Source organism: Picosynechococcus sp. PCC 73109 (genome assembly GCF_001521855.1).
Classification (GTDB): Bacteria; Cyanobacteriota; Cyanobacteriia; order Cyanobacteriales; family MRBY01; genus MRBY01.
Genome location: NZ_CP013998.1, coordinates 2,989,511 through 3,001,859 on the forward strand (window position 1 = coordinate 2,989,511; position 12,349 = coordinate 3,001,859).

Below are 12,349 nucleotides of genomic sequence, written 5' to 3' on the forward strand. Positions count from 1 at the left end.
TCCTCACAACCCATGTTTAACTTCGATAACTCTCCATTACTCAAAAAGACAGCCCTCGGCACATTCCTTGCCCTTGGCCTAGTTAGTTCAGTCCAACCCGCCCAAGCCCAAAGCACCATTCCCTACTGTATCTCTGTCAAAACTTACACAGATTCCGGCTCTGGTACAGATAATCCCATTTACATGACGATGCACGGCGAAAATGGCACGAGTGAACAATTCACACTGCAAGGTAGCCACGAAAATAATGATTTAGATGAATTTGTCCATGAAACTCTAGATATTGGCCTTATCAATAGAGTCACCATTGATGTCGACGGCTGGCTAGCCGATAAATGGGCCGCCAACTATGTCCGGGTTTACCGTGATACCACCTGTAATCGTAAAGATGATGCGGACGGATGGTCTGAATTCTCAATTCGCAAATTTTTAGATTACGATCCCGTCTCCTTCAATCGCACAGGAGGAGCACTGCCTAGGGTAACGGTTACGCCTGCTGGCCCCGTTGTGAATAACCCGATCAGAATTACTTTGGCCCAATTCAGCAATAACCCAGGTACTCTTGAGCAGGAAGTAATGCGCATTACAGAAAGCTGGAGTCGGGTTGATGGCGTTTCTGTATCTAAAGACACGACTAATACCGTCGGCGCTGGAATTTCGATCACCTATGAAAGTCCGGAGACCGTGGCTGGAACCTTTGGGGCAGAGGCCCGTGCAGAATGGCAACGTTCCATTAATGAAGCAAGTTCCGAATCCCAGGAAAAAATGAGCGCTTCGGAATTTAATTGGGCATTTATGGCACCAGCTCATACAGCGATCATCCGTAAGATAACGTTTGAAGTTCCCTATGCTGAACAGGTGTATCGCTCCTCTACGGGTGAAAGTCGTGCTATCCGCAAAGTTGGTGCGCAAATTCGTCCCGTTAGTTCAGGTGATTTCCTCGTTATCCCTCAGCGCAACGAAGATGGTTCAATTACAACAATTGGCTTAGATACTCTAGAAGACGAATGGTTTACGCATCTTGATCCTGACCAAGTCAATACGATTCGTCGTCAATATTTACCCAAGTGGTTGCAAGCAGGTTGGGTTGTCTCTGGTCAAGGCGGTCAAATCATTGGTCAAACACCATCCACGCCAGCACCTCCCACAAACCCGACACCGCCCGTAAACCCAACAACCCCTACACCGAATGCCGTAACCGGAACCCTGATCAAATTTGCGAATGGCTATCTGCAAGAAACAAGTTCTGGGGTTTGGCAAGAGTTCAATGCCAACGGTCAAGTAACATTCACCTTCCAGGAAACAGGACGCGACGACTGGTCTGTTTATCTCAATGATTCCTCCCGGAATGTCCAGCTTCAGTTAGATTTGTACCGTAAGATGATCTCCTATGGGCAAAATAACGGGCCGAAAAGTGATCTATATCCGATTACAGCCTCAGATATTACCCTAGCGAGATTTGCAAACGGTCATCTACGAGAAACCAGTCCCGGAGTTTGGCAAGAGTTTAATGCTAATGGTCAAGTAACATTCACCTTCCAGGAAACAGGACGCGACGACTGGTCTATCTATCTCAATGATCCCTCTCGGAATGTTCAGCTTCAGTTGGATGTTTACCGCAAGATGATCTCCTATGGACAAAATAACGAGCCGAAGAGTGATCTATATGCTGTGACTTCTTTCTACCGCTAATACCGGATATGACGATTGACAAATTAGTAATCTAAGGGCTTCAAAACAAGGAGCCTATTTTACTTATCAAGTATTTTACGGTAAGCATCTCAAACACAAAGTAATCGGATCAAATATTATTTGGGTCAAATTCAACTCCAAAATACACCTTGATAAAGCAACAAAATTACTATTCAAAGCGACAAAAATTATGTTTAACAAACTTGCTCTCTTTTCCTGTTTCACAACTTCAACGATTAGCCTCCTATTTTCTTTGAGTTTACCTGCAACTGCAAATACAACTCGTGCCGTTGAAGCTGGACCAATTTGGAATCAAAGTGATGCGAATATCAAGTGTCCCCGACTCGCCCAAGAAGAAGGAGGAACCTGGACTGGTCACTGGTGGACAACAATTTCAGGGGTTATGTCTGTCTGCCAGCTTGAATTTTCAAATAATCTTGAGAGCAAAAGTTTCTCTATTCTCAATTACAATGTAATGCTCTTAAGCCGCAATATTCCCGGCCAAGGCAATCTCATGCAAAATTACCGCGCCCAAGAAATTGCCACAGCGATTCGTAATTCAAACCCATGGGATGTCATTGTCATTAATGAAGCCTTCGATAATGAAGCTCGAAACAACTTATCGCGCAGTTTAAAAGAAGCGGGGTATTCCTCTGCTACTGAAGTAGTAGATACAAATAATGGAAAACTAGAAGATGGTGGGGTATATCTGCAAAGTCGCTGGCCGATCATGGCAACTGACCAGATTATTTTTTCTGATTGTAGTGGCTTTGATTGTCAATCGAATAAGGGGGCTGTGTACGCCAAAATTAATAAAGAAGGGATCATCTATCATATTTTTGGGACTCATCTACAAGCAGATACGGAAAATAGCGGTGTCAGAGCAAATCAATTAGGACAATTGGAGACTTTTATTAATCAAAAAACAGGGGGTGCACAAGCACGGAGAGAAGCAATCATTATCGCTGGTGACCTGAACTTTAATTATCAAACTGCTGAATACGACAATGCTCTTAAGACTTTAAATGCTCAGTTTTTAGGAAACATTCCCCAGGGTTATACTTTTGATCCTCGCATGAATGATCTCGCAAAATATCGCTATCCAAATGATCCATCTGAATGGCTAGACTATGTATTAGTCAGTAATGAAAGCATTCAACCGAATCGCACAACACTTGATCTTACAAAGTTTCGTACAACCTCCCAGTATGAACTGCCAGGGAAAGGTGATTTCTTGAATTTATTTGGTGGAACAATGGTGCGTGACTTGTCAGATCATTATGGACTATCTGCAACCTATCTTTTCTGATTTTGCAACATCATTCGATGGTTCTAGGATTAATGATCTAACAAGACCATTAGCTTTTACTCGTCAAAAATACGCTCAAGAACGAGGCCTTGGCTATCTTTTAATTCAAAGATCTTCAGCGCATCTTCTGTTTGACCAATGTCTAAACCAGGGGTGGCGATCGCCACACGCCATTCAGAAAGATCCAACTGGAGCCAATCACCGAGGGTAATGGTGGTTGGTTCGCCGCCCATGTGGGTCACCATCACGATTTGCTCTGGGGTTTGATCGTTCTCTTCGGCAAGAGGTTCCGTGCGCAAACCGTAAAAGATTGTGTGTTCTTCGTTGCTGAGACGATTAAAGCGATCGCCTTCCTGGAGATTTTCCCGCAGCCAAGGGTGAGCGCGACGATATTCCCGCAGGGCTAAGTTAAATTCCGTCTGGGCGGGATCAACCCGGTCGAGATAATGGGAAACCCGACAGGTTTCGTGGCCATCCTCCATAAACGCCATGGCAATGGTCTTCAGTTTTGGCACCGTTAAATGATCGAGAAAAGCTTGGTGATCGGACTCCCCAATTTCCTGCATCGGTTTGACTTCACACACTCCATCGGGATTACCGATACAACGTTGGCACAGATCGGCAGTTTTCTGTAAATCATAATCCGTGACGATCATCGCTTCGTTTAAGGCCCGCATAAACCGCTTTAGAAAATCTAGATCCTCAAAGCCCAACTGTTTAAGGTGCCGGAAGGCCCAGGGTTTAGCAAATAATTCAGGAGTAATCTGCCAGTCCAAAAAGCCCACTTCCTCTGCCGCCACTTTGACCCCATAAAGTTCATCAGTATTGCGGAAAAAGCCCCAGGGGGCTCGCATCAAAGAATTAATGAAATCCATCGGCAGGCCGGGCATGAAGCCATAGACCCAGAGGGTGGTCGCCGGATTATCGTAGGCATTCAAAATTACTTCGTTGAGGGTCGCGCCCAAATGCCAGTTAATGGCGGCGGCTTGGGCATCGATTTGGTTTCCCCGACGCACCGTATCGTGGTTGGCACAACCGGTGATCCAGCGATCGCCTTGGAACATCACTTCAATAATGCGGTTCCATTTGTAATCCCAAAACCCTTCGATGGTAGGTGTATTGTGGGCAAAAATCAATGGCCCCCACTGGTAGGATTCTGGGCGCAACTCGATCAAATCGCGATAGGTTGAAGAATTTTCCCAACCTTCTTCTGGCCAGGGTCGACCGTCCTCAAAAATAGTAAAGAGTAACCGTTGGCGATCGCCAATATCCTGAATCACATCACTCATGGCCAACAGATAAGCATCGTCCTGCTCAACGCGACCGGAAAGGGGATTAAAGAAGCGGAAATCTTGCCCGCCATCAATGCGAATGCCGTCGGCCCCGGAGTTAATGCGTCGCCGTTGCAACTCTAGAAGGATCGCCCGCACCTGGGGTAATTGGTGGTTCAGATCCTGCCCATACATATTGGGGCCTTTGAGGTACTGATTGTTCAGGAGCTCCAACGATTGATTGTCCGCGTGGCCATAGACCAGGTCGTAAATAATTTGGATCGGCCCCCCCGCAAAATTATGGAGGGTACTGATAAAGTCCACCAGTTCATCGGGACGGAGGCTACTGAGGATCGTTGGGTTGGTGGCCGCCGACCCTAAAATCGGCACGTCATAGCCCCAATTTTGGGTTTTGGCTTTGCGGAGGGTGACTTCTACTTCGAGGCCACAGGCCATTTCTCCGGTTTCAATAGCTTCATTGGGGGCGATCGCAAAAAATTCGTGGTGGCGGTTGTCCCCCTCAAGGCGATATTCAATGGTGGGTTCAATGGGGAGCAATTGCAGCGCGTCGTAACCGACATAATTTTGTTCGGCAGCGGTGAGGGGTTCTCCGGCGGCAATCTTTTCCGAGAGGCGCTGGTAAACCTGGGTCAGGCCCGCTAGGGTTCCTTCGGGGGAGGCTGTTTTGAGGTGAACCTGCAAAATATTTAAAGGGGCTGGCACCCGGGGCAGTACCTCATTGGCATTATCGAGGATCGGCTGTTCCCAGGAGGCTTGGTCGGGGTTGAGGGGGGTCGAATGGGCCTCAAAATAGGCAAGGTCTGTTCGTTGCCGCTGGAGGCTGTCCATGTCGTAGAGTTCCGCTGGCCCAAAAACCCCATAGGGCAGAGAATAGGCCAAAACATCACGGATGATCGAAATTTCATTCTGGAGGCGATCGCAGTAGCGCAACCAATACAGAGAGCCCATTTGCTCCCTCGTGCCTGGGTGCATCCCCGCAACTACCCCCCAACAGAATTCCCCCTGCTGTTTGAGTTCTACACAGTCCCGGCGGCACTTAATGGTTTGGCTGGGGGCGCTAAAGTCTACCGCTTCGAGGGGGGTAAAGACTTCTAAAAAAATATCGCGGTTTGTTTGGATCACTTCCCCTGCCAGTTCCGGTGTCCAGAAACCGATCTCCGTGAGGCCATCCGCCCGGTAATGGGCCCCCAAGCGTTTGGCGAGGCGTTGCCCCTTGTGGAAATAACTTTCATTGGAATGGGTCACTTGGGCTGCCCAATCTAACAAAATTTGGGTGTCTGCTTCGCTAAGCTGAATTTGAGAGGCCGTATTCACTATCTAAGTAACCGTAACAACAACTAATTCATCGGATCGGGTGCCTGGGGCGATCGCCCGTTGCCAACCCATGCATCCTCGCATCTGCCGAATGACTTATCTTTTGATCGCAAAACAGCAAAGATAACTGATGAGTCGATGAGATAAATCAATATATCCTGACAGAATCAAATTATTTTTTCGGCTATCAATTTGTCGGCGATCGCCCCCAAAAAATCACTTTAAAATGCGGCTATTCATACCTTAATTACTTCAGAAAGCATCAGGAATCTTTGTGATGCATCGATTTTTTGAGCTTAAAACTACCTTAATTTAAGATTAAGTTTTGCCCGAAAGATTAACCTTTCGACGGGCTTTCACCCCACAGATAACCGTTTAAATAAAAAGTCCCACCCATAATAAATCATTATCTTTCCCTCCGGCAAGCCATCACTAACTCAGCCAAAAACATAAACTGAGAAAAATGTTATAATGAAAAAGTGTCCAATTGAATACGATGGCCATTTATCGACCATTTTTGTAGTTTTTACGGCCCATGAAACAAGCCCTCGGAAGTGTTGAAACCCAGCTTTCCCAGGTGAGCTTCCCCACTAAATTTGCCGTTCGTCGGGAAATAATGGCAACGCCCTTTACACTGGGCCTCTAAATATTTGTTGGTGAGCATCGCCCCAGTGTTGTGCCTCTGGTTGTGGGGAGTGAGTTCAAGGCTAGAGCCAATGGTTGATTTGGGTGCTGTGTAACGGCGATCGCCAACGGTTTGCCCCCCAAAATCCAGGTTGCAAATCATTTTTACCCGGTGCCCCCGGCCCACAACATCTGCTGGACACAGGCCCATTGTTACCGCAAGCGGCCTTTTTTTATCTGAACCATACCAACCCCTGGAGGTCTTAATGAAATCTTCTCTCGTCATTCTCTACCATAGGGAACCCTATGATGAGGTGCGCGAAAACGGTAAAACCTTCTACCGTGACAAAACAAGCCCTAACGGGATCATGCCGACCCTCAAAAGCTTCTTTGCCAACGCTGAACAAAGCACCTGGGTCGCTTGGAAACAAATCTCTGGCAAACAACAAGAAAATTTCCAAGCCAAGATGGCATTTCCCGGTCAGGAAAACTCCGTGGTTCACCGCATCCCCCTGTCCGCCGACCAGGTCAAAAACTTCTATCACATCACCTCAAAAGAAGCCTTCTGGCCGATTCTGCACTCCTTCCCCTGGCAGTTTACCTACGACTCCTCAGACTGGGAAAATTTTAAGCAAATCAACGAAATGTTTGCCGAGGCAGCCTGCGAAGATGCCGATGACGATGCTCTGTTTTGGGTCCATGATTACAATCTCTGGCTGACCCCCTACTTCATCCGCCAGAAAAAACCCAACGCTAAAATTGCCTTTTTCCACCACACGCCATTTCCGAGTGTTGATATTTTTAACATTCTGCCGTGGCGTGAAGCAATCGTAGACAGTCTCCTCTGCTGTGACCTGTGCGGTTTCCATTTGCCCCGCTATGTGCAAAATTTTGTCGCCGTCGCCCGGAGTTTGCGCAAGGTCGAAATTACCCGCCAAGTGCCCGTCGATGAGCACGCCTTTACTGCCGTAGGCACCGCCCTCGCAGAACCCGAAATTACCACCCAGTTGAAATATAAAGATCACCTGGTGAATTTGGATGCTTTCCCCGTGGGTACAAACCCCACCCAGATCCGCGCCCAGGTAGAGAAAGCCAGTACCCAGGAGCGAATCCGCAAAATCCGGGAAGAACTAGGCAGCAACAAGCTGATTTTGTCCGCTGGACGAGTGGACTACGTGAAGGGCACCAAGGAAATGTTGGTCTGCTATGAACGCCTACTAGAACGGCGACCGGAGTTACAAACCAAGGTAAATCTGGTGGTTGCCGCGGCCAAGGCTGCTTCTGGGATGCGGGTTTACAAAAACGCCCAAAGTGAAATTGAGCGGCTTGTGGGTCGGATCAATGGTCGCTTTGCCAAGTTGAACTGGACCCCGATTTTGCTCTTTACCAGTGCTCTCTCCTACGAGGAACTTCTCGGTTTCTTTGGGGCCGCAGATATTGCCTGGATTACGCCGCTGCGGGATGGCTTGAATCTGGTCGCTAAAGAGTATGTGGTCGCCCATGGTTGCGATGATGGGGTCTTGATCCTGTCAGAATTTGCGGGATCAGCGGTGGAACTGCCCGATGCGATCCTCACCAATCCTTACGCGGCGAAGCGGATGGATGAATCCATTGATCAAGCCCTGGCCATGCCTGTCGAGGAACAACAGCGGCGCATGAAGAGTATGTACCAGTCGATCCAACGCTATGACGTGCAGCAGTGGGCCAATCATATGTTCCGGGAAGCCAAGGCAACGGCAGTCCTGGGTAAGGAGCCGACCCCCGTCTAGGTCGTTTTTTTGCTTAACCTGGGGGAGAGGCGATCGCCGCCATCAAAATCCCCTGGGTTGGGTAGTGAGACAAAAACGGTGGATTGCACCAGTCATGACCCAAGCCAACTAACCGCACAAGTTTGACCCTAATTCCCAACCTGAATAATGCGAGATTTTCAAACCATTCAAAACACAACCTACGATCTAATCATCATTGGTGGCGGCATTAATGGCGCTGGGATCGCCCGGGACGGGGCCTTACGGGGCTTAAAAACCTTGCTCATTGAAAAGGAAGATTTCGCCAGTGGCACCACCAGTTGGTCTACCCGTTTGATCCATGGGGGGCTCCGTTACCTAGAGTATTTAGAGTTTCATCTAGTGCGGGAGTCCCTCCACGAGCGAGAAGTGCTTCTGCGTACCGCGCCCCACCTGGTGCAACCGCTTCAAATGACGATCCCCCTCTACAAAGGGGCGGCCCGGGGCTACTGGCTCATCCAAGCGGGAATGTTGCTCTACGATATTTTGAGTTTTGATAAAACGGTGCCCTCCCACCGGATGTTGAGTGCCCGCAAGTTCCAGAATCTTTTCCGCACGGTGCGATCGCAAGATGTGGTTGGGGCCGCCCAATATTACGACGGCCAGGTAGAATATGCCGAACGACTCTGTTTAGAAAATATTTTGGATGCCCAGGCAGCGGGGGCAACAGTTTTAAATTACACCGCCGTCACAGCTCTCCAACGGGATGAGAATACCGCCACAATTCAGGCGATCGCCTGTGAAGATCAACTCACGGGCCAAACTTTTACGGTTCAAGCTAAAGGCAGCATGGTCGTAAATACCTCTGGCCCCTGGGTTGATGAAGTTTGTCAGTTGGGCCGCGCCGCCGGCGAAGCTAAACCCATCGGCACAGAACAAAAAATGGGTGGTACCAAGGGAAGCCACATTGTCGTTGATCCATTTCCTGGTGCTCCCCAAGCGGCCCTCTATGTGGAAGCGGCCAGCGATAATCGCCCCTATTTCATCATTCCTTGGTTGGGTAAATACCTCATTGGCACCACGGATCTGAAATATACCGGCAGCCTCGATCAGGTGAAGGCCGACAACGACGAAATCGATTATCTCCTCGCCGAAACCAACCGAGTGTTACCATCTGCCCAGCTCAGTCGGGCTGATATTCGCTTTACCTATTCCGGGGTGCGACCCTTACCCTATGTGGGGGACAAAAAACCTGGCAGCATTACCCGCAGTCATATTTTGTTTGACCATAGTCCTGAAGGGGCGAGAAATCTTATTTCCCTAATTGGCGGAAAACTGACCACCTATCGGCAAGTGGGCGAAGAAATGGTGGATTTGGTCTACCGCAAGTTGAATCGTCCCGCTCCCCCTTGTCCCACCCGCAAACGGACTTTACCGGGGGCGATCGCCGCCGATTCTTCCACCATTGAAACCATGATCCGTCGTTATACACCCATGGTTGATCGCACCACGATCCAACATCTGTTCCGGATGTATGGCGCTAAAGCCCCGGAAGTCCTCGCCCTTGTGGATGATGCCCCTGACCTGGGCGATCGCCTAGTGCCCTATCTCCCAGATATTAAGGCCCAAGCAGTCTATGCGGTGCGCTCTGAACTTGCCCATAACCTCAAGGATATTTGCCGCCGCCGCACCACCCTCGCGATGTTGGCGAACTACGGCTATGATGCCCTGCCGACCCTCGTGGCGACCCTCAAAACCCATTGTGGTTGGGATGATGCCGAAGGCGATCGCCAAGTGGCCAATTACAAAACCTTCATTGAGCAGAACTGTCTGCCTGACTATCGCATTGAAGCCCAGGCCCAGGCCTCAAAAACAGAAGTTTATTCCTAACGGTTTTGCCGTAGATCCTTACTTACACTAAAGCAAACAACTTCACCGGTAGGCGGTTGGCGTTGTTTTCGTTCCCGACTCAAGTTTGTTAGACCCGATTTTTCTGAGAAGATAGATGACAACCATTTCTCCCAATGACCTTGACCAAGACGCCCAATCCCTTAATACTGTTGTCCCGACAATACGTCTAAAGTCTGTGAATACAAACCGTAAAACCATTGCCATGCTGGGGACTGGTGCCTGGGGTTCCGCCCTCGCCACCCTAGCCGCCGTGAATGACCATGATCTGCGGCTCTGGTCGCGCCGGGGTGAGCTTTCTCTCGAAGAGGCGATCGCCGACGCTGACATCATCATTTCGGCCATCTCCATGAAGGGGGTATCCGATGTAGCAGAGCAACTCAAGGCGATTTCCCTCCCCGCCAAGGCAATTATTGTGACGGCCACCAAGGGTTTAGATCCCAAGACTACCCGGACTCCGTCTCAAATTTGGCAAGAAACTTTCCCTGACCACCCAGTAGTCGTGTTATCGGGGCCAAATCTCTCGAAGGAAATTGAAGCTGGTTTGCCCGCCGCGACGGTGGTGGCCAGCACTGACCTAGAGGCCGCGGAAACTGTCCAAGAAGTGTTTGCGTCCGACTGTTTCCGGGTCTACACCAACAATGACCCCCTGGGCACTGAATTAGGCGGCACCCTAAAAAATGTCATGGCGATCGCCGTGGGAGTCTGCGAAGGCCTCAAGCTCGGTACCAATGCCAAATCAGCTTTAATTACGCGGGCGTTACCGGAGATGATTCGCGTAGGGGCGCACTTAGGAGCCCAACCGGAAACCTTCCTGGGTCTTGCAGGGCTGGGGGATATGCTTGCTACTTGTACCAGTCCCCTCAGTCGCAACTATCGCGTGGGTTACGGTCTGGCCCAGGGCAAATCCCTAGAACAGATTCTCGAAGAACTGGGAAGTACTGCTGAAGGGGTAAATACCACCGCTGTATTGCTCGATTTGGCTAACCGTGAGGAAATTCCGATCCCTATTTCCCGGCAAGTTTATCGCCTCCTCAAGGGGAAAATTACGCCCATGGAAGCGGTGACAATGTTGATGGAACGGGATCTGAAGCCAGAGGCCTGTGATCTGCTGGAATAAAAGAGATCTCTATGGCCCCAGAGCTCTAGTTACAAAGATTTCAAACATAATTAGGGGCGATCGCCGCCTCTTTTTTTTACGGTGTTGTGCTAAATTCGCACCATGGTTATGGCGTAGAGAACTTTCATGCGGATAAAAATTTGTGGGCTGACCCAGATAGACCAGGCCCAGGCGATCGCCAAGGTGGGAGTAACGGATCTGGGATTTATTTGTGTCCAAAAATCGCCCCGGTATGTGACGCCCACCCAACTAGCGACCCTGACGGAAGCCTTGCCCGCGCACATTGGCAAAGTGGGTGTTTTCGCGAACCAGACATTGCCTGAAATGCTGGCAATCATTAGTCAGGGCAACCTCACCACCGCCCAACTCCACGGCGATGAATCCCCAGAGTTGTGCCAGCAACTCCGCCAGCAACGGCCCGACCTGGAAATTATTAAAGCCCTGCGAATCCGCGATCGCCATTCTTTAGCCCGGGCAAAACAATACGAAACTGTGGTCGATGCGCTGCTCCTCGATGCCTATGATCCCCAACAACTCGGCGGGACGGGCCACCAGATTAACTGGGATGATCTACGTCAATTTCACCCAGCAATTCCTTGGTTCCTCGCAGGGGGGCTCAATCCCGATAATATTGCCGTCGCCCTGGGCCAACTGCATCCCGATGGCATCGATCTGTCGAGCGGCGTAGAACTGTCCCCCGGCATTAAAGACCTCAGCAAAGTTCAAGCCCTGATGGCCGCCCTCCAGCCACTCCATGTCTAATTCTGTACCAATTTTTATTTTGCTTGGTGGAAAAAGCCAGCGCATGGGCACCGACAAAGCCCTTTTGCAATGGGGTGAACAAACCCTGCTCCGGCGTACCCTTGAGATAGCCACGGCCCTCAGTGACGAAATTTATCTCTTGACCCCCTGGCGCGATCGCTATCAACCCTATCTCAGCACCACTGTCCACTGGCTCGATGATCCGGCTCAACAGGGGGGACTCGTTGCCCTAAACCAAGGTTTAAAAATCCTCAAGCGCCAGGGCTGGGTTTTACTGCTCGCCTGTGATCTGCCCAAGCTTGATCAGGGGCAATTAGAGCAATGGCTCAAGCAACTCGCAGCAATTCCAACAAACTACACCGCCGCCCTCGTCAACCAAGGGCAATTTTATGAACCCTGCTGTGGTTTCTATCGCAATACGGCCCAAACTTCGCTCCAACAATTTATCGATCAAGGAGGGCGCTCTTTTCAAAAATGGTTAGCCACTGTGCCTGTTTTTTCGCTGGCGATCGCCAACCCCGCAATGCTCTTTAATTGCAACACCCCCGCCGATTTCGCTACCTTGAAGACGCAACCGCCCTCGCAGCAGACAATCGATTGA

9 protein-coding genes are annotated in these 12,349 nt (G+C 49.8%); 7 read left to right on the plus strand and 2 right to left on the minus strand.

Annotated elements, in window-relative coordinates:
* Window positions 1-12: 12 nt before the first annotated feature.
* Both AWQ23_RS14220 and AWQ23_RS14225 read left to right on the plus strand, forming a co-directional pair.
* Window positions 13-1,692 (plus strand): PLAT/LH2 domain-containing protein, encoded by a 1,680-nt coding sequence (locus tag AWQ23_RS14220; protein WP_062436370.1) that lies wholly within the window; start codon window positions 13-15, stop codon window positions 1,690-1,692.
* A gap of 190 nt (window positions 1,693-1,882) precedes the next feature.
* Window positions 1,883-3,001, plus strand: coding sequence for a mannan-binding protein (locus tag AWQ23_RS14225; RefSeq protein ID WP_062436372.1), 1,119 nt, complete (start codon window positions 1,883-1,885; stop codon window positions 2,999-3,001).
* A 56-nt stretch (window positions 3,002-3,057) separates the two neighbouring features.
* Here the strand turns inward: AWQ23_RS14225 and gghA are convergent, their stop codons facing one another.
* Together gghA and AWQ23_RS14235 are read right to left on the minus strand one after the other, a co-directional pair.
* Window positions 3,058-5,607 (minus strand): glucosylglycerol hydrolase, encoded by a 2,550-nt coding sequence (gene gghA, locus AWQ23_RS14230; RefSeq protein WP_198158669.1) that lies wholly within the window; start codon window positions 5,605-5,607, stop codon window positions 3,058-3,060.
* A gap of 526 nt (window positions 5,608-6,133) precedes the next feature.
* Window positions 6,134-6,394 carry a hypothetical protein gene (locus AWQ23_RS14235; RefSeq protein WP_157072241.1) on the minus strand — a complete coding sequence of 87 codons (261 nt, stop codon included), beginning with the start codon at window positions 6,392-6,394 and terminating at the stop codon, window positions 6,134-6,136.
* 103 nt (window positions 6,395-6,497) lie between these two features.
* Here AWQ23_RS14235 and ggpS point away from each other — a divergent pair, with 103 nt between their 5' ends.
* From ggpS to AWQ23_RS14260, 5 genes are all read left to right on the plus strand, one after another.
* Window positions 6,498-8,000, plus strand: a complete 1,503-nt coding sequence (ggpS, locus tag AWQ23_RS14240; RefSeq protein WP_062436378.1) for a glucosylglycerol-phosphate synthase — start codon at window positions 6,498-6,500, stop codon at window positions 7,998-8,000.
* 147 nt (window positions 8,001-8,147) lie between these two features.
* Window positions 8,148-9,848: a glycerol-3-phosphate dehydrogenase gene (glpD, locus tag AWQ23_RS14245; protein ID WP_062436380.1), complete on the plus strand. Its 1,701-nt coding sequence runs from the start codon at window positions 8,148-8,150 to the stop codon at window positions 9,846-9,848.
* Window positions 9,849-10,044: 196 nt separating this feature from the next.
* Window positions 10,045-10,986, plus strand: a complete 942-nt coding sequence (locus AWQ23_RS14250) for an NAD(P)H-dependent glycerol-3-phosphate dehydrogenase (protein ID WP_339367123.1) — start codon at window positions 10,045-10,047, stop codon at window positions 10,984-10,986.
* Window positions 10,987-11,112: 126 nt separating this feature from the next.
* On the plus strand, window positions 11,113-11,748 hold the full coding sequence (locus AWQ23_RS14255; protein WP_062436381.1) for a phosphoribosylanthranilate isomerase: 636 nt from the start codon (window positions 11,113-11,115) through the stop codon (window positions 11,746-11,748).
* Window positions 11,741-12,349 (plus strand): molybdenum cofactor guanylyltransferase, encoded by a 609-nt coding sequence (locus AWQ23_RS14260; protein ID WP_062436383.1) that lies wholly within the window; start codon window positions 11,741-11,743, stop codon window positions 12,347-12,349. Before AWQ23_RS14255 ends, AWQ23_RS14260 begins: the two co-directional genes overlap by 8 nt.